Annotated in this window: 14 protein-coding genes and 1 tRNA gene; 9 read left to right on the top strand and 6 right to left on the bottom strand. The window is 33.9% G+C overall.

The window, feature by feature from the left end:
* Entirely contained in the window at positions 1-492 is a 492-nt protein-coding gene (locus tag ROY99_01290; GenBank protein MDT3694992.1) for a VOC family protein, read from the top strand.
* 4 nt (positions 493-496) lie between these two features.
* The gene (locus ROY99_01285) at positions 497-970 is read left to right on the top strand and encodes a TerB family tellurite resistance protein (protein ID MDT3694991.1); all 474 of its coding nucleotides are present in this window, start codon (positions 497-499) and stop codon (positions 968-970) included.
* Between the two features lie 99 nt (positions 971-1,069).
* Here the strand turns inward: ROY99_01285 and ROY99_01280 are convergent, their stop codons facing one another.
* From ROY99_01280 to ROY99_01260, 5 genes are all read right to left on the bottom strand, one after another.
* Positions 1,070-1,558, bottom strand: coding sequence for a glutathione peroxidase (locus tag ROY99_01280; GenBank protein MDT3694990.1), 489 nt, complete (start codon positions 1,556-1,558; stop codon positions 1,070-1,072).
* A 123-nt stretch (positions 1,559-1,681) separates the two neighbouring features.
* Positions 1,682-1,981, bottom strand: a complete 300-nt coding sequence (locus ROY99_01275) for a hypothetical protein (GenBank protein MDT3694989.1) — start codon at positions 1,979-1,981, stop codon at positions 1,682-1,684.
* Between the two features lie 140 nt (positions 1,982-2,121).
* Positions 2,122-3,396 carry a T9SS type A sorting domain-containing protein gene (locus tag ROY99_01270; protein MDT3694988.1) on the bottom strand — a complete coding sequence of 425 codons (1,275 nt, stop codon included), beginning with the start codon at positions 3,394-3,396 and terminating at the stop codon, positions 2,122-2,124.
* Between the two features lie 381 nt (positions 3,397-3,777).
* On the bottom strand, positions 3,778-5,523 hold the full coding sequence (locus ROY99_01265) for a T9SS type A sorting domain-containing protein (protein MDT3694987.1): 1,746 nt from the start codon (positions 5,521-5,523) through the stop codon (positions 3,778-3,780).
* Between the two features lie 52 nt (positions 5,524-5,575).
* On the bottom strand, positions 5,576-7,669 hold the full coding sequence (locus ROY99_01260) for a T9SS type A sorting domain-containing protein (GenBank protein ID MDT3694986.1): 2,094 nt from the start codon (positions 7,667-7,669) through the stop codon (positions 5,576-5,578).
* 485 nt (positions 7,670-8,154) lie between these two features.
* Here ROY99_01260 and ROY99_01255 point away from each other — a divergent pair, with 485 nt between their 5' ends.
* From ROY99_01255 to ROY99_01245, 3 genes are all read left to right on the top strand, one after another.
* Positions 8,155-10,314 carry a S46 family peptidase gene (locus ROY99_01255; protein ID MDT3694985.1) on the top strand — a complete coding sequence of 720 codons (2,160 nt, stop codon included), beginning with the start codon at positions 8,155-8,157 and terminating at the stop codon, positions 10,312-10,314.
* An 823-nt stretch (positions 10,315-11,137) separates the two neighbouring features.
* Positions 11,138-11,209, top strand: a tRNA-Asn gene (locus tag ROY99_01250).
* Positions 11,210-11,853: 644 nt separating this feature from the next.
* Complete coding sequence (locus ROY99_01245) at positions 11,854-12,768, top strand: DUF6569 family protein (GenBank protein ID MDT3694984.1); 915 nt, start codon at positions 11,854-11,856, stop codon at positions 12,766-12,768.
* Positions 12,769-12,894: 126 nt separating this feature from the next.
* Here ROY99_01245 and ROY99_01240 read toward each other — a convergent pair whose 3' ends face one another.
* Positions 12,895-13,164: a hypothetical protein gene (locus ROY99_01240; protein MDT3694983.1), complete on the bottom strand. Its 270-nt coding sequence runs from the start codon at positions 13,162-13,164 to the stop codon at positions 12,895-12,897.
* 273 nt (positions 13,165-13,437) lie between these two features.
* On the opposite strand from ROY99_01240, the gene ROY99_01235 reads away from it, so the two are divergent.
* The 4 genes from ROY99_01235 to ROY99_01220 all read left to right on the top strand — a co-directional run bounded on the left by ROY99_01235 (position 13,438) and on the right by ROY99_01220 (position 18,612).
* Positions 13,438-15,060 (top strand): class I SAM-dependent DNA methyltransferase, encoded by a 1,623-nt coding sequence (locus ROY99_01235; protein ID MDT3694982.1) that lies wholly within the window; start codon positions 13,438-13,440, stop codon positions 15,058-15,060.
* Positions 15,057-16,709, top strand: coding sequence for a PDDEXK nuclease domain-containing protein (locus ROY99_01230; GenBank protein MDT3694981.1), 1,653 nt, complete (start codon positions 15,057-15,059; stop codon positions 16,707-16,709). The genes ROY99_01235 and ROY99_01230 overlap by 4 nt, the downstream gene beginning before the upstream one ends.
* 198 nt (positions 16,710-16,907) lie before the next feature.
* Positions 16,908-18,167, top strand: a complete 1,260-nt coding sequence (locus tag ROY99_01225; protein MDT3694980.1) for a restriction endonuclease subunit S — start codon at positions 16,908-16,910, stop codon at positions 18,165-18,167.
* Between the two features lie 40 nt (positions 18,168-18,207).
* Positions 18,208-18,612: a GxxExxY protein gene (locus ROY99_01220; protein MDT3694979.1), complete on the top strand. Its 405-nt coding sequence runs from the start codon at positions 18,208-18,210 to the stop codon at positions 18,610-18,612.
* Positions 18,613-18,633: the final 21 nt, after the last annotated feature.

Raw genomic sequence — 18,633 nt, 5'->3', positions numbered from 1 at the left:
ATGGAATACGAATTAAATCCCCGAACACGAATTGGACATGTTCATTTAACAGTTGCTAATCTTGAACGAGCCTTAAAGTTTTACCGGGATCTAATGGGATTTCAGGTAACTGCAAGATTTGGTAAAGATGCAGTTTTTCTTTCATCGGGTAATTATCATCATCATATAGGCTTGAATACCTGGTCTGGCGAGAATGCAACTCCTGCACCACATGGACATACCGGACTTTATCATTATGCGATTCTGTATCCTTCAAGAGAAGATCTGGCAAAAGCATTTAAAAGAGTATGGGAAGCAAATTATCCGATTGAAGGAGCTTCTGATCACGGTGTTTCTGAATCAGTTTATATTAAAGATCCCGATGGAAATATGATTGAACTTTATTACGATAAACTTGTTGAAAAATGGCCAAAAGATGAGGATGGTAATTTAGTAATGATTACCAAACCATTGGATGTGCCTGATCTGTTAAGTGAATTGGATAAGATTTAAAATTATGTTTGATTACCTGAAAAAAATATTCAATGAAGAGAAAAATATTGGTTCAACAGAACAAAAGACTTCAGAAATAAATAAGTGCAAAACTGAAATAGCTGCTTGTGCTCTTTTTATTGAATTGGCAAAAGCAGACGGTGAGTTTTCTGAAGAAGAAAAAAAATTGATTATTTCTGAAATGAAAAAAACTTTCAGTCTTGATGATGATTGTACAAAAGATTTAATAACACTAGCTGAACAAAAAATTAAAGAGAGTGTTAGCCTTTATGAATTTACAACAATAATTAACAACAAATTTACACAGCAGGAAAAAATTGAATTGATAGAAAGTTTGTGGAGACTGATTTATGCAGACCAAAAGTTAAGTGCTTATGAAGATCGTCTTATTAAAATTATCAGTGCAACGATGAATATAGAACATAAACAGCTAATCAATTCAAAGTTATGGGTAAAACAACAATTGGGAATAAATTAAACTGATATGCTGTTTGATATAATGCTGGTTCAAGATTGTTGTAGAAGACTTTAATAGAAAATTAACTCTTAAGCGGTTAATAAAATAATTTTATAACCGCTATTTGTTTAATTCCTTTTCAATCATAGATATTAACTCCTCACTCTTTGGATCAACTTTACTTAAGTAGCGCGCAATAACATTTCCATTCTTATCAATCAGAAACTTTTCAAAATTCCACTTTATTTCTGAATTACCTGTAACTTCATTATTTGTTAAGATTGAGTAGAGGGGTGATTGGTCTTTTCCGTTGACATCAATCTTATCAAACAGTTTAAATGTTATATCAAACTTTGATGAGCAGAAGTTTTTTATTTCTTCATTTGTCCCTGGCTCCTGGTTTCCGAATTGGTTACAAGGAAAAGCTAATATCTCAAATCCTTGGTCTTTATATTCCCTGTAAATTTCTTCAAGTCCTGAATACTGTTTAGTAAATCCGCAGTAACTTGCAACATTTACAATTAATAAAACTTTTCCATTATAATCAGAGATGTTCACTTCCTGACCATTAATATCTTTAACTGTTATTTTGCTGATATTATTATTCATTTTATCGTGTGTCTGATTTTTAACAGCATGAGTTTGATGATGTAAAAGTAGTGTTATTAGAATAGAAACATAAATAAAATTTGAAAAAAATTTCTTCATAAATATTTCCCATAAACTTTTTAATTAATTTTGTTTTAGAATATCCATTATTAAACAAGATGTTAACGGTACACAGCCAAGATTTTTTCTTCTCAAATAAAGTTTACTGCCTGATAATTGTCCAATAAAAAAAGCAGCAATTAAAACAGGATAAGTGTACACTTCAAATCCAATATTTGAAAATATTCTTGCAAGAATTACAAATGGAACAGGTAAATGAATGGCGAGCATCCATTTAAGTGAAAATAATTTTTCACTTGCTCTCCAATAACCAAAAGGGAGATTAAAAAAAAACACAAAGATTGTTACAAGTAATAAATTCATTATAGATTAGTTTTTGCTTAACGAACTTAAAAAATTATTGTTTTCAGATAAATGCTAAAAATCACTTCTTGTTTAAAATAAAAAAGCTGCCTCCAAAAAATTTTGAAGGCAGCATTCTAAATTATCGGTCTTAGCAAAAGCTATTTGATTAAGGTCATCTTTCTTGTTTGTGTAAAACTGACTGTTTCAATCGTATAGATATATATTCCGCTATTTAAATCCTTTGCTTCGAAGTTAACATAATGTACACCGGCTTCTTTGAACTCATCTATCAAGGTTTTAATCTTCTGACCCAGCAGATTATAAACTGTTAATCTAACCACTTCGGAACGGGGCAATGTAAAACTAATTGAGGTTGATGGATTAAATGGATTCGGATAATTCTGTGTAAGATTATACTGCGGTTGTTTTGTAAAATCTATTACTTCAATTTTTGAATAAGCAAATTGTCCGGTGTTATCAATTTGTTTTAATCTATAAGAATATTTGTCATTTTTCTTAACATTATCAATATAGCTGTATTCTTTCGGTGAATTGCTATTTCCGTTTCCATTTACAAAACCTAAAGTTGACCAATCGGTATTACTGGTTTTTCTTTCCACTTCAAATCCAAAATTATTGGTTTCAGTTTCGGTTATCCACTTTAGCTTAACACCGTTTGAAACAGCGGTTAAGAAGAAAGAAGACAATTCAACTGGCAATGCACTCTGATTATAGTTTAACGATCCAGGTGTTGATATTTCTTTTCCGGTAGTTGTTGTCCACATTCTGGAAAACCCTGAACCGATCATTTTAATACTATTATATGGAGGAGAGTTTCCATCATCTTTTAAGGGCGGCTTTATTGCATCAACAGTGGAAGAGGTAATTTCAAGCTCAGGTAAAGTTGCCCATTCAAAATCGACCTCCTCAAGTTTAAGCATTAAAGAAATTGGTAAATCAATATCCTTAGGCATCTCATAAGAAACTCCATGAATAACTTCACCAGATTCAGCGTGAACTAAAAGTATTCCGCCTTCAGTATTTACAAATCCAGCATTACGAGTGTCAATTGTTATAAAAGAAACACCTTCTGGAATAGGTGTAAACTTTTCAAGTCTATAACTGTTTTCAGTCAACACTACATAATATCCTTTACCAGCGCTTTGATTAACTGAAGTTACTATTCCAGATAAACGACTGAAAGAGTATGTATAATAAGCATCATTATTTTCGTAATAATAGAGAATCAAACCATATTGGCTCATATCTGTTCCAACAGGTGCAACAATCTCAACAAATTCATCACCTTCAGGAACTCCTATTAAACTATCAGCACAGTTATAGCTGAATTCATTTATCCATATCTCCTGTGAAAAAGTTAGATTTGTTAATAGAAATGTAAGCAAAACAAATAAGTAAAAATTTATTTTCATAATTCTTCCTAATTTAATTGTTTTTAAGACTTTTTAGATTTAATCCGTGTAAAGTCTTCTGTATTATTTTTTGTACTTGATTATCGAAGAAAAGGTGAAAAACTTTAGTTTTTTACGAGATAAACAGGAGGGAAAGCCAGAATTTTCATAAAATTGAACTTAATACGCGCTTTTTAAGGGTTTTTTTCACTAAGTTATAATTTGATGAGTTTATTTGCATAAAAGGAAATTTTTAACATTTAAGCAGTAATGTAACATTGAACATTAAACAGCAGATGAAAACATTCTCTAAAGACGAATTTTTTCCAAACATTTATCACTCAGGATTTAGATAAACCAGGCAGAAAGCTAAAAGCTGCCTGCCTGTGAACGACTTGGAAATTATCTGAGCAGAATCATTTTTTTAGTTTGGATAAATTCACCAGCTTTTAATTGGTAATAATATATTCCGCTTGCCAGCTGATTATTGTTGACTAATGATTGGAAATTAACTTCGTAAGTGCCGGGTGCTTTTTCTTCGTTAACCAATGTTACTATTTCATTACCCAAAACATCAAAAACTTTTAATGTTACAAAACACCCTTCAGATTTGCTCAGAGAGAAATCAGGAATTGTGTAACTAATCGAAGTTACCGGATTGAATGGGTTGGGGTAATTCTGCTCTAGTAAATAATTTAATTTCTGTATGACTTCAGTTTCAATTATTTCTGAATATTCAAAGCTGCCATCAAAGTCAATTTGTTTTAATCTATACTTGTGTTTTCCTGTTGTAACGTCTTTATCAACAAATGAATATGATTTAGGCTCTGTCGAAGTGCCATAGCCAGGTACAAAACCTATCATTTCCCAGTCTTGTATAATTTTGGATTTGGAATCATTTATTTTTTCAATCTCAAATCCCCGATTGTTTATTTCAGTAACAGTAGTCCAAAATAATTGAATATCATTTTCTTTTACTATAGCCGTAAAAGAAGATAATTCAACCGGTATAATTTCATAAATACTTCCACGCTTCATAAATATATCACAGATAACAGTATCATTTCTTATTCCGGACTCAGCATATAACATTGCAATATCACCGCTGCTGCTTGTAACAACCTGTGAAGAATTTCTTAATATATGTCCGGGTGAAAGATCAGCAATAAAAATAGTGTCATTAAAAACGAAGTTTTCAGCAAGAAGAAGATAAAACCCTTTTCCGGATGCAGCTTGACTTGATTGATATGTAGTATAAAGTCTGTTTTGAGAATCAACTTCCAAAGACTGAATCCCTGCAGGCATTTGACCTGATGGAGTAAATACAACAGGAGCGGAGAAAGCGCCGCTAATATTATTTATATAGTACAATCTTGAATTAGAACTATAAACAATATGTACTTTATTATTCGAGTCGGTTCTTATTCTTGGATAATTCACATCAGTAATAACATTAGTTGGATATTCCTGAAAAGAACCTGAAGTGTTGTTAAAATATTTCAAGGGTCCTGCCCATAATCCTGAACCGCTTCTTCCTGCAATATGAACTTTGCCATTTGAATCAATATCGAGTGTTGCTTCAAAATCACCACCTGCTTCACCATTTGATAATAACACTTCGGGAGTTAAAGTGGCTGTTTTTAGATCATATCCTCTATAATAAAAATTGTCTGTACCTGATGTATAAGTATAATAGACAAAGTGCATTACACTATCAGGTCCGATTTTTCCGTAAGGAGTTCCCTTATTTAATCCGCCTTGTGTTATAGCAATCGGTGCTGAAAAAGACCCTGAGGTATTGTGCATATACATTACCTGAAAAATCGAAGGGTCACGCGATTCATAACTGATATGAATATTATCAAGTTGATCAATTGATAGTGTTGAATAGTTATCATCAACAGCGTTATTTGTAATGTTAAAAGTCGAGAAGTTTCCAAGGGTATCCTCTTCAACGAAAAATAATTCATTAAAGCTGCTGACTGTTCCTAATCCGCCGGTATAAGTTAATCTAAGTAATCCTTGTGAATTGTATTGAGCAAATTGCCTGTTATTAAATCTGTTATTATATGCTATAGTGTCTTGTGTAAATGGTATTTGCGCCAGCGTAAATCCACAAGCGGTAATTAATAATAAAAAAATCTTCATAACAATTCTTCCAGTTTATCTAAATACTATGTAGAAGGAGTAATATTTATTACTACTTAATTAATACAAGCTTTCTTACAGATTTAAATTCGCCAGCTTTAAGCTGATAAAGATATACACCGCTTGGTAAACCGGCTGCATTAAAGATAACTTCGTATTTGCCTGCTGGCTTTTCTTCATTAACCAATGTAACTATTTCATTTCCAAGAACATCATAAACTTGCAATTTAACTAACAGTCCTTCGCCCATTACCTTAGAGGCATCGGGAATAGTATATTTTATTTTTGTAATTGGATTAAATGGATTTGGATAATTCTGATCCAGTGCAAATACAATCGGTTGTTCAACTTTGATATTAATTGTATTTGAATAAACAAAACTTCCATCAAGGTCAATTTGTTTGAGTCTGTAAGAATAATTACCTGTTTCAAGTTTAGAATCAGTGAAAGAATAGGACTTAGCTTCGGCAGTAGTTCCAAATCCAGGTACAAACCCAATCTTAAACCATTCTGAGTTCAGATTTCTATCTTCCAGCAATTGTCTTTGAATTTCAAATCCCAGGTTGTTTAATTCTGTTGCAGTTGACCAGTTAAGTTTAACAGAATTTTCAGATACAGATGCATTGAATGATATTAATTCAACAGGAATAATTGTTGCTTCATCAGCACCGCGGTAAGGAAATGTAGTACTGCGTATATTGCCATCAAAGTCATCTAAAATACCGGCAATCGGAGTTCCAGCTAACTCAGGGTCTCCGTCAGAAGGAGGTACAAGGTGTAAATCAGTTATAGAAGCAAACGAAACATCTTTGAAAATTGTATTTTGTTCGTTGGGGGTGGAAGCTGATTTATAAATATTCAGATCATTATATCCTGTTGTTCCTATAAAAGCCTGAAAACTATTAGTACCGTTAGCATAATAACAATTATAATCAAGGTCATAAGTCCCTGTATTATTAATTAAAGCAAAACCAATATGATTTACATTTCCGCCGGTCCTCTTATTGATAGAAATATTATTCTTCATATTTAATGTTATTGATGCGGCTGAAATTCTTATACCTGCTGATGTTGTTGCATTTACAGTTCCACCAGAATGATTCCCTCCAATCAAAAAAGTATTATAGTAGATATTTGCAGTATAGGCATTAGATCCAAGTAACTCTATGCCGGTAATTGTCTGTGAATTTATATTGTCAAGTGCGTTTGAAACCATATTATTTTCAACATTAAAAACAGTACCTGCTGCCGGTGCAGAGGCATATATTCCTCTTATATTTGCAGAAGTTGATGTGGAAGTTGTTCTTAAGTCATAAATCCAATTCTTACGTATGTTATATGTTCCACCTGCAAAGGTGCTCATTATAATTCCAGAAACGATTGTATTGTTAACTCCAACAGTTTGATATATTGTATTCGACTCTATTGTAACATCCAAAGCTCCTGAAAGCAGCCAGATGCCTGCATATCCCCAATTAAAGATTTCACAATTAGTTATCGTTGTATTTTGATTAGGAACACTAGCACTGCCGGCAATACCGATACCGCTTCTTCCTCCTTCAATTTTGCAGTTGGTTATTAAGTTATCGTTGTTACCTGTAGTGGTGGTAGTTCCTAAAACAATTGTTCGGGGACCAGCCGTATTTTGAGTATTATTAACTACGTGAACATATTGTAGAATGTTGTTTGAAGCACCGTTTAACAGCGAGATAGTATTTGAGTTTGTTCCAGTAGTTGAAAGATTCTCTATCTTTAAATCTGCTGTATTGCCAACTCCTCCTGGTCTTCCATCAAGAATAATAAAATCAGCATCATTGAAAACTAATATTCCAGATGTTGAACTAGCTGAAATTGTTTCGCCAGTATTTCCTGCGGTTGGTCTAATGGTAATGGTATTTGTTAAACTTCCTCCGCTTTTTGCTCCAAGTGTAATTGGTATAGTTTCAGAACTTTGATCATAAGGAGAAAGGATTTCTATTAAATACGCTTGTGTGATTGTCATTGGAATAGCATTGTACGCTTCTGCAATTGAAGCATGGGTACTTAAAAGACCACCACCACCATCTTTTAACTCGACAGAGTTTGTTTGAGAAAGAGTTGAGATTGACAGGATGAAGAAAGAAAATGTAATAAATAGTGTTTTCATAGCTCCTCCTAAATGTTTGAAATGTAATAAGAACAGGTTAATTGATTTGACTCGCAAGGAATTTAGAAATATTTGCTTTAAGATGCAACCAAACGGGGTATAAAAAATTTTTGTAAATAATTTATGAAATAAAAGCTGATGAATTTTCTACCCAACTTAAAATAATCTTAAAAATAACAATGTTCTTTTGCATAATTAAAAAGAAGATTCAAATTAAAAGATTAGAGATAAAGAATATAAAGCAGATGACTGATTTTCCAGATCAGATTTATCAGCGCCCCTTTATCCGGTAAATAAAAGAAAAATATTTTTCCATCATTCATCACTCCTGGATAAGGATTGATAGCTATTAAGAATAATATGTCATTTTGAATAAAATGAGAAAACTTTATTTGGCTAAATCCTGCTGTTTTATTTTAATGCTCGCTAAACAGAACCTGTTTTTTTATATTTGCACATATCAAAAACACTAAGGCTGAATTACTATGATAAAAAAAATAAATAATAATTCGTTATCATTTTTACTCTTTCTTTTGATTACAATCTCTTTCGCTTTTATTCCTTCCAAACCTGATGAGGGTATGTTTCCGTTAAGCGATATAAAAAGTATAAATCTTAATGAGAAAGGATTAAAAATAGGCGTGGATGAAGTTTATAATCCAAACGGAGTAAGTTTGGTAGATGCGCTTGTAAAGATCGGAGGATGTACAGGCTCATTCGTTTCGGAAGAAGGACTGATTATCACAAATCATCATTGTGTATTTGGAATTGTGTCTAATGTTAGCACTGTGGAAAATAATTATCTTGAAAACGGATTTATTGCCAGAACCAGAGAAGAAGAAATTCCGGCAAAGGATGTAAGCTGCAGAATAACCGAATCGTATGAAGATGTAAGTGAAGAAATTTTGGAAGCGGCAAATGCAAGTGAAGATATTTCCCAAAGAACAACAATGATATCAAATAGAATTAAAGAGATAGTAAAACGTGAACAGGCAAAAGACAGCACAATAACTGCAGAAGTTTCTGAAATGTTTGTTGGCGAGCAGTATGTTCTCTTCAGATATAAAACTATTAATGATATTCGATTGGTTTATGTGCCGCCAAGAACAATCGGTGAGTTTGGAGGTGAAGCTGATAATTGGATTTGGCCAAGACATAATGGCGATTTTTCTTTTGTCCGTGCTTATGTTGCTCCAGATGGCTCATCTGCAAAGTATTCGGAAAGTAATGTCCCTTATAAACCCAAAAAATTTTTATTGGTTAATCCAAACGGAGTTAACGAAGAAGATTTTGTGTTTGTTCTTGGTTATCCGGGCAGAACATTTAAACATCAGCCGTCGCAGTTTTTAATAATGCAGGAAAAATTTCAGCTTCCTTATGTGCAGGATATTTTTTCCTGGCTGATAAGGCTTTATGAAGAGCGCGGCAAAGATGATCCTGAGTTTGCATTAAATATTGTCAGTGAAATACAAGGACTTGCCAATACCGAAAAAAATTATCGGGGTAAAATGCAAGGATTGGATAGACTAAATCTGGTACAGAAAAAACAAGAAGAGGAAAAACAGTTACAATCATTTATAGATTCCGATTTATCCTTAAAGGAGAAATATGGAACCATTTTAAATGAGATTGATGATGTTTATAAAGATATTTTTGAAAGCGGCAGAAGAAATCTTGTACTTTTAATGCTTAGCCGTAATGTAAAATATTATCGCCTCGCCGAGCTTTTTATTGATTATAAAAAAGAGATGCTGAAGCCGGAAACTGAACGCAAAGCATTGTATAAAGATGATAAAAGAGAGGACTTTTATAACTTAATTACAAAATTATATAATGATTATATGTCTGATCTTGAACCAAAGATATTTTACAAAGTATTCAATGATGCAAGCTCGTTTGATGAATTAAAAGATATTGAACCGTTCAAATCTTTTAGGAAGGTAAAGAACAAAGAAGAATATATTGCCGAACTTTATGATGATACATTTATAAAGAACAGTAAAAAATATTTTGATCTTTTAGAAGATACTGATGAAACACTGGATGATATTGATGACCCGTATTTAAATCTGGTTAAAGCTGCAATTGATTTAGGTGATAGTGAAAGAAAAGAAACTTTGGTTCGTGATGGAAAACTGAACATACTTATTGCTAAGCTAAACGATGCAAAAAGACAATGGCTGCAAAAATCTTTTGTTCCTGATGCAAACAGTACATTAAGATTAACTTATGGTTATGTGCGCGGTTATTCGCCAAGAGATGCAACATATTATTCTCCCATCTCAACATTAACCGGCGTAATTGAAAAGGGAAAAAACTCTGGCGAGTACAAATTAAATTCCAAGATAAAGGAACTTTACGATAAAAAAGACTTTGGTCAGTTTATCTATCCAAAATTAAATGATGTGCCGGTAAATTTTATTTACAATATGGATACAAGCGGCGGAAATTCGGGCAGCCCAATTATGGATGCATATGGAAGAATAGTTGGAGTAAACTTTGACCGGGCTTTTGAAGCAACTGTAAACGATTATACCTGGAGTGAACAATACAGCCGTTCTATTGGAGTTGATATCCGTTATATTTTGTGGGTTGTTCAGAAAGCAGGACAAGCTGATTTTTTGCTTAAAGAGATGGGAATTTAGTCCTATTTTAGCTGTGTTGAGGCTTGACAAACAATGAGGTCAATGTTATCTTTGGCTTCGATTTTAGGATAAATATTATTTATTCCGCGATAGCTCTCCCGATGAATCGGGACGGCTGTTAAAATGCGATTGTTCTTTACAAAATTATATTCCGCGATAGCTCTCCCGATGTATCGGGACGGCTGTTAAAAATGCGATTGCTCTTTACGAAATTTTATTCCGCGATAGCTCTCCCGATGTATCGGGACGGCTGTTAAAATGCGGTTGTTCTTTACGAAATTGTATTCTGCGATAGCTCTCCCGATGTATCGGGACGGCTGTTAAAATGCGGTTGCTCTTTACGAAATTATATTCCGCGATAGCTCTCCCGATGTATCGGGACGGCTGTTAAAATGCGATTGTTCTTTACAAAATTATATTCCGCGATAGCTCTCCCGATGTATCGGGACGGCTGTTAAAATGCGATTGTTCTTTACAAAATTATATTCCGCGATAGCTCTCCCGATGTATCGGGACGGCTGTTAAAAATGCGATTGCTCTTTACGAAATTTTATTCCGCGATAGCTCTCCCGATGTATCGGGACGGCTGTTAAAATGCGGTTGTTCTTTACGAAATTGTATTCTGCGATAGCTCTCCCGATGTATCGGGACGGCTGTTAAAATGCGGTTGCTCTTTACGAAATTATATTCCGCGATAGCTCTCCCGATGTATCGGGACGGCTGTTAAAATGCGATTGTTCTTTACAAAATTATATTCCGCGATAGCTCTCCCGATGTATCGGGACGGCTGTTAAAAATGCGATTGTTCTTTACGAAATTATATTCCGCGATAGCTCAATGGTGGAGCATTCGGCTGTTAACCGAAGGGTTGCAAGTTCGAGTCTTGCTCGCGGAGCTGACCCCTCCAATAATGCGAACCTCACTTAACAGGTTCGCATTTTTCTTAAGCCGTCATGATCTTAAGGTGATTTAAAAACCTCTACAACATCCTTATTTCTGCATACTCAATACCCACTTCAAGAACTGAGTGATCTCCATTCATATAATTTCTTGCACTTGAATATTTGTAATCTTCTGCTCTGCTTACAAGACCAGCTTTGACAGGATTATTATAAATATTATTCAGCCTCGCTCAAAACATCTGCAACGCACAAAAAAGCTAATCAGCTATAGACAATCTTATATTGTCGTTTAACTATATTAATAATATTTTTACAAAGTTATTGAAAAGGAAAATGATCAAGCCATATTTAAATATTAAATCGATTTTTAGTGAAACTGAAAATTGTTTAAGAAAGGAGAGATGCATATAACTAGCTGATCCTCTTCATTTATTTTCTCCAACCTTAACAATCCAAGTTTCTCCATTTAATAATCAGAATCAATTACTATTATAAATTATTAGGAAAGGTAAGCCTATGAAGCAGAAGTTTTAATTATTTCTTCAACCAATTAAATCAGAAAGGAGTTCAATTATGTAAACCGCACAATAAATATATAATAAACAATATCATTAACTATAATTGAATGGACATTATTATGATATCAGAAATCATTTCTTTTCAGAATCGCGGAGTTGTTTCAATAGTTGAGTTTTCAACGAAAAGAGTAAATACAATTGAATATATTTCCGGATCTGAAGCAATAAAGCAGAACCTTATTGAAGTATTAGAAATCAGTCAGACAGGATCAGTGAACAATCTTGTAGTAAATAATAACTCTGAAAAATATATTTTTCTCTCAGACGGTGATATTTTAGCCGGCGCAAAACAAAACAGAATATTAAACACTTCACTATTCTTAGCACCAAATAGTACAAAACAAATCCCTGTCAGTTGTGTTGAGAAGGGAAGATGGAATTACATCTCACCTAAATTTTCATCCACGGATTACACTGCTCCCGTTTTTCTCAGAGCAATGAAATCCGATAAAGTTAAAAATAGTCTGGAGACAGAGGCAGGTCATTATGCAAATCAAAGTGAAATCTGGCACGAAGTTGAAAACTGTTGTTTAAAACAATCAGTCGCGTCATTTACTTCAAATCTTTCAGATGTGTTTGATAATAAGAAAAAAGAATTTGAGTCTGTAACCAATCAATTTTCTTATTCTGATAAAGCCAATGGTTTAGCAGTTTTTATAAATGAAAATATACTGGATGTTGAAGTATTTAATAGACAGGATATTTATTGTGAATATTTCCCGAAGATCTTAAAAGGAGTAAGCGGCGAAGCATTGCATTTAAAACCAAAAGAGAAAAAACTTGATAAAGTTGAGGCTGTCTACAAGACTAATGATTTTTTTGATGAGTTAGAAAACAGAAAATTTAAAATCTTTCCGGGTGCTGGTGTTGGTGAAGAAAAAAGATATGAATCAACTGATTTTTCCGGATTTGGTTTAGAATATGAAGGGCATTTGATTCATTTAGCAATGTTGAGTTTAATTAAAAATTTCTAAAGTCATTTTAATAAGGCAGGTGAGGACCTGCCTTTATTTACATAGCTAACTCCATTTAGTTAAAACCGCTCGAACTGATTTTACTCCTGGCTATGGGAAATAAAAAGTAGCCGTAGCCCCCAATTTTTATCTGAGTAGAATCATCTTCTTAGTTTCAACAAAATGTCCTGAGTAGAACTCAAGGTTTGGTGCTTTATCAAGACAGTATTCTAATATCTGATAAATCTTTGATGTCAGATCAACCGGGGAATCAGAAAAGCCGGGGCGCAATTCAGCCACATTCTCAGCACTGTCTGAACCGAATGAAGAATTGCTTTTGAAAAAATTATGAGCATGAATAAACTGACCGTTGCGATGACAGATCAACTCTGGATCGCAGCCAATGGTGAAAGACATAGTAACACTCCTGATTAGTTGTTAGTATATCTTTCTTATACCAAGGAATGTCCGTTAATTATAAAACAAAAAATGTTAGACTTAATTGAAACATTTTTTTAATTTGGACTGTAATTTTTGATAATCATTGGCTCGGTATAATGGCTATGTTAATTGTAAGAAATTACACTCCCTTCATAATACTTTTCTTTAACGGGGGTGCTGAGTTGGTGGGTATGACTGAATATAATTCAAAAATAAAAATTAAGAATTCTGAATTTATTAGATACGACTATGGCCAAGAAAAACAATTCCACTCAAGAAGAACCTCTCGAAATAAAACTATGGAAAGCTGCCGATAAACTCCGCAAGAATATGGATGCAGCAGAGTATAAGCATGTAGTTCTTGGACTTATCTTTCTTAAATACATATCCGATGCTTTTGAAGAACAGTATGAGAAACTAGTTGCTCAGAAAAGCGAAGGTGCTGATCCCGAAGATAAAAATGAATACACTGCAGAAAATGTTTTTTATGTTCCGCCAATTGCTCGATGGAAATGGCTTCAAGGTCGTGCAAAGCTTCCAACTATCGGAAAAGATATTGACGATGCAATGGATGCTATCGAGAAGGATAATCCTAAATCTCTTAGAGGTGTTCTGCCTAAAGTATATGCTCAAGAAAAACTTGATAAGCAAAGTCTTGGTGGACTGGTTGATATGTTCAGCAGTGCAACTCTTGGAACAAAGGAAGCACAAAGTAAAGACATCCTAGGGAAAGTATTCGAATATTTCCTTGGACAGTTTGCTCTTGCTGAAGGAAAGAAAGGCGGACAGTTCTACACTCCAACCAGTGTTGTAAAATTACTTGTTCAAATGCTTGAACCTTATGAAGGAAGAGTATTTGATCCGTGCTGCGGCAGTGGTGGAATGTTTGTGCAAAGTGAAAAATTTATCGAAGCTCATTCAGATCATTATAAAAAGAAAAACGGAAACGGATTAAAGCTTAATCCAAAAGATAGAATTTCTATTTTCGGACAGGAAAGCAACCAGACTACCTGGCGTTTGTGTAAAATGAATCTTGCAATCCGTGGAATTGACAGCAGTAATGTTTTGTGGAATAATGAAGGAAGTTTCTTAAACGATGCACATAAAGATCTTAAAGCAGATTTTGTTTTGGCTAATCCTCCGTTTAATGACAGTGATTGGAGCGGCGAACTTTTACAAAATGATGCACGCTGGAGCGTGTTGGGTCAGAAGATAATTCCTCCGCCGGGCAATGCTAACTATGCCTGGATAATGCACTTCATTTATCATCTTTCACCAACTGGACAAGCTGGATTTGTTCTATCCAAAGGCTCTCTTACTTCTCAGACAAATAATGAAGGTGAAATAAGAAAAGCACTGATTGAAAAAGGCTTGGTTGATTGCATAGTCAATCTGCCAACGAAGCTATTCTTAAATACACAAATTCCTGCCTGCCTATGGTTCTTATCCCGTGCTCGAAATATCTCCTCTCCCAATGGGATAGGCAGGGTGAGGGTGAATGAAATCTTATTCATTGATGCTCGTAATCTTGGATTTCTTGTTAACAGACGTAACCGTGATTTAAGTCCTGATGATATAAGTAAAATTGCAAACACCTATCACGCTTGGAGAAGTAAAGAAAGCGGCACCCTGAGCGGAGTCGAAGGGTATGAAGACATTGCAGGATTCTGTAAGAGTGAATCTGTAGAAAGAGTTAGAGAGCTTAACTATGTTTTAACTCCTGGAAGATATGTCGGTTTACCTGATGATGAAGATGATTTTAACTTCGTTGAACGCTTCACATCACTAAAAGCTGAATTAGAAAAACAGCTTGCTGAAGAAGATCAATTGAATAAAACTATAATTGATAATCTTAATAAGATTAAAATATGACAAACCTTCCCAGAAATTATCAAGAAATTTTAAAACAGCTAAAGGAGAAAATTCTATCAGCCAGAACGAAGGCTGTCTATTCAGTCAATACTCAACTGTTGGAAATTTATTGGGAAGTTGGTAAAACTATCATTGAACAGCAGGCAACTGAAGGTTGGGGCACTAAAGTTATTGATAGATTGTCCAGCGATTTAAGGATAGAATTTCCAGATATGAAAGGATTGTCTGTCAGAAATCTAAAATATATGAGGGCATTTGCTGATGCTTACCCAAACTTCAAAAACCTATCAGAAAAACAGCTAAATCAGGGAGAAATCAAAGCTTCTGAAATTGTGCAGGTGTCGCCTGCACAATTGGAAAAAGCAGATAAAAGTAAATTTGTGCAGGGCACACTTGCACAATTAAGCTGGTATCATCACACAACACTGCTTGATAAAGTTAAAGATCCGGAGATTCGTCTTTTCTACATAGAGAAAACTATAGAAAACGGTTGGAGTAGAAATGTAATGATTCACCAGATTGAATCTGAGCTGCACAAAAGGCAAGGGAAAATTCAAACCAATTTTGTAACAACTATTGCACCTTCAAATTCTGAATTGGTTCAGCAAGTTTTTAAAGATCCATATAAGTTTGAGTTTGTTTATCTCGGGAAAGAAGCAACTGAACGGGATCTTGAAGATGCCCTGACTAATCAGATGACAAAGTTTTTGCTGGAACTAGGTGAGTGGTTTGCGTTCATGGGCAGGCAATACAAAATTATGCTTGGTGAAAAGGAATATTATTTCGATCTATTGTTCTATCATACCAGATTAAAAAGATATATCGTGATTGATCTTAAGATTGATGAGTTTAAACCTGAATATAAAGGTAAGATGGAGTTCTATCTCAGTCTAGCTGATGAACAACTGAAAAACAAGGATGACGAGCAAAGCATAGGATTAATTTTATGTAAAACAAAAGATGGAATGGTTGTAGAATATGCGTTGCGTAATAGTTCAAAACCTATGGGCATTGCTGAATATACGATTAGTAACAAACTACCAAAAGAGATAATAAGGGAATTGCCTACTGTTGAAGAATTAGAAGAAGCAATGGAAATTGAAGTTAAGAAATTGGTAAAACCAATTGATAAAAAGTTAAATAAGCTAAAACAGCTGCTCAGTGGATTAAAAAGTGAAGAGGTGAAAGAAAAACTTTCTCCGGAAAATACTTCGAAAGTATTCAAAGAGTTTGTTCTACCCCTAAAGCAAAATATTTATGAGTCACTTAAGAAAGATGTTATCCCTTTGTTCGAAAGCTTTGATTTTTTTATCTGGACTGATAGTCAGGGGCATCAAACCGATGAAGACGCAGCGAGTCACCTTCAAAACAGCCTCCGGTTTCGGTGTCACACGATGAAAATTGAAGTTCAGTTACACGGTTTTAAGAAGGCGGGAATCCGGGCTTTTGATATAAATAAACGATTAGCCATTCAACTTGGTAACTATAGTTATACTTGTGAGGTTGAAGGAGTTGCAGGTGTATTTATTGAAAAGTTGTATCATCAAATCCCCGAAGGTGTTGAGGTTTCTAAACTTGCTGAAGTATTTGCTGAATGGATTGTAGAAGATATCTATCAGAGAATAGAACAATTAAATAATAGTCAGTAGTGAATAATAAAATGCTCTACAACACTCTCAAAATCCCCGGCTCATTATTTGTGTATCAATTTGCCGGTAACACTTCCTGTAAATTGTCTGAACCGGGATTTATGGGATTAAATGATTTCTGTGATTTATATAATAATAATCTGGCAAATTCTTTAATCATAAAAATCACAGTTCAGACTTTTAATTGGTTGGTGAATAATGGGTGAGTGGAAAAAAACTTCGTTAGGTGAATTGTTAGAACCAAAAGGATATATTCGTGGACCGTTTGGCTCCTCACTACTGCGAGGAGAAATGAAAACAAATGGTATCCCAGTTTATGAACAGAAAAATGCAATTTACAATTCTAGAGAATTTCGTTTCTTTATTGACGAAGAAAAATTTGAACAACTTAAAAGATTTCAAGTAAGAACGAATGATTTGATTATTAGTTGTTCAGGTACTTTTGGAAAAATTTCAGTAATTAAGGAAGAAGATCCGAAAGGAATTATAAGTCAAGCCTTACTCATATTAAGACCAGATGTAAAAAAAGTATTTTTAGATTATTTATACTATTTTCTTTCTTCAAAAATGGGATTGGAATTGATATCGCAAGTCTCTCACGGCTCCGTGCAGATAAATATTGCTGAAAGGAAAGTTGTAGAAAGTATTCCCTTGCTGTTACCAACTTTGCCTGAACAACAATCTATCACCTCAATCCTCAGCAGTTTAGATGACAAAATAGATTTCCTCCACCGCCAAAACAAAACACTTGAAGCACTTGCAGAAACACTTTTCAGGCAGTGGTTTATTGAGGAGAGACCTCAACCCTCCCATAATCCCTCCCAAAGGGAGGGAAATATTAAAGCAGATGAGAGTTGGGAGGAAAAGACACTCGGAGAAATACTTACTATTACTTCAAGTAAACGAATTTACTATTCTGAATATGTTTCTTTTGGTGTACCATTTTATAGAAGCAAGGAAATTATTGAATTGCATAATGCAGGAAGTACAGATAGCGAATTATTCATTTCGGAAGAAAGGTTTAATGAAATACAAGAAAAATTTGGAGCTCCACGAGAAGGCGATATATTAATGACTTCGGTTGGTACTCTGGGTGTCACATACAGAGTAAGAAAGGATGACAAATTTTATTTCAAAGATGGGAACTTAACTTGGTTTAAAGATTTCAAATTACTCCCAAGCTCAATAATATATCTCTGGTTAAATTCAATAATTGGAAAAGAACAACTCGCATCAATAACTATTGGAAGTACACAAGAAGCTCTTACAATAGTTGGTCTTAAAAGTATTTCATTCAAAGTTCCACCAAGAGATAAATTAGAAATTTATAAAAATGAATTTGAATCAATACTTAATAAAATAGAATTTAATCAAAACCAAATCCGCACACTCACACAACTACGGGATACACTATTACCCAAGTTGATGAGTGGAGAAATAAGAGTGAAAAATGTCTGAATCAGAATTTGCAGGATTAAAGGATTAACAGGATATTTTAATGGAAAAAGATGATCTAACATATAAAATAATTGGCTGCTCAATGAAGGTTCATAATACTTTGGGACCAGGTTTTCAGGAAGTAATTTATCAAAGATGTTTGGCAATCGAACTTGAAAGAGCTAATATTGAATTTGCAAGAGAACAAGAACAAAAGATATATTATGAAGGAATAGAGGTTGGAACAAGACGAGCAGATTTTGTAGCTGAAAATAAAGTTATTATTGAATTAAAAGCATTAGTAAATCTTGAGGATGTTCATATTGCACAAGCAAAGAATTATGTAGTAGCTTATGATTTTCCATTAGGATTGTTGATTAATTTCGGTTCACAAAGTTTACAGTACAAATTGATATTTAATCCAAAATATTCAGATAAAAATTCTGAAAATTCTAAAATTCAGTGAATTCTGATTCTGACAATTAAT

Origin of the sequence: Ignavibacterium sp. (assembly GCA_032027145.1) — a bacterium.
Lineage (GTDB): Bacteria > Bacteroidota > Ignavibacteria > Ignavibacteriales > Ignavibacteriaceae > IGN3.
The sequence above is the reverse complement of the archived record's forward strand: the minus strand, read 5'-3'. Positions and strand labels throughout refer to the sequence as shown.

Excerpts from the sequence above, each read along its gene's own strand:
- ROY99_01290 (MDT3694992.1), top strand. The coding sequence starts at position 1 with ATGGAATACGAATTAAATCCCCGAACACGAATTGGACATGTTCATTTA.
- ROY99_01285 (MDT3694991.1), top strand. The coding sequence starts at position 497 with ATGTTTGATTACCTGAAAAAAATATTCAATGAAGAGAAAAATATTGGT.
- ROY99_01280 (MDT3694990.1), bottom strand. The coding sequence starts at position 1,558 with ATGAATAATAATATCAGCAAAATAACAGTTAAAGATATTAATGGTCAG.
- ROY99_01275 (MDT3694989.1), bottom strand. The coding sequence starts at position 1,981 with ATGAATTTATTACTTGTAACAATCTTTGTGTTTTTTTTTAATCTCCCT.
- ROY99_01270 (MDT3694988.1), bottom strand. The coding sequence starts at position 3,396 with ATGAAAATAAATTTTTACTTATTTGTTTTGCTTACATTTCTATTAACA.
- ROY99_01265 (MDT3694987.1), bottom strand. The coding sequence starts at position 5,523 with ATGAAGATTTTTTTATTATTAATTACCGCTTGTGGATTTACGCTGGCG.
- ROY99_01260 (MDT3694986.1), bottom strand. The coding sequence starts at position 7,669 with ATGAAAACACTATTTATTACATTTTCTTTCTTCATCCTGTCAATCTCA.
- ROY99_01255 (MDT3694985.1), top strand. The coding sequence starts at position 8,155 with ATGATAAAAAAAATAAATAATAATTCGTTATCATTTTTACTCTTTCTT.
- ROY99_01245 (MDT3694984.1), top strand. The coding sequence starts at position 11,854 with ATGATATCAGAAATCATTTCTTTTCAGAATCGCGGAGTTGTTTCAATA.
- ROY99_01240 (MDT3694983.1), bottom strand. The coding sequence starts at position 13,164 with ATGTCTTTCACCATTGGCTGCGATCCAGAGTTGATCTGTCATCGCAAC.
- ROY99_01235 (MDT3694982.1), top strand. The coding sequence starts at position 13,438 with ATGGCCAAGAAAAACAATTCCACTCAAGAAGAACCTCTCGAAATAAAA.
- ROY99_01230 (MDT3694981.1), top strand. The coding sequence starts at position 15,057 with ATGACAAACCTTCCCAGAAATTATCAAGAAATTTTAAAACAGCTAAAG.
- ROY99_01225 (MDT3694980.1), top strand. The coding sequence starts at position 16,908 with ATGGGTGAGTGGAAAAAAACTTCGTTAGGTGAATTGTTAGAACCAAAA.
- ROY99_01220 (MDT3694979.1), top strand. The coding sequence starts at position 18,208 with ATGGAAAAAGATGATCTAACATATAAAATAATTGGCTGCTCAATGAAG.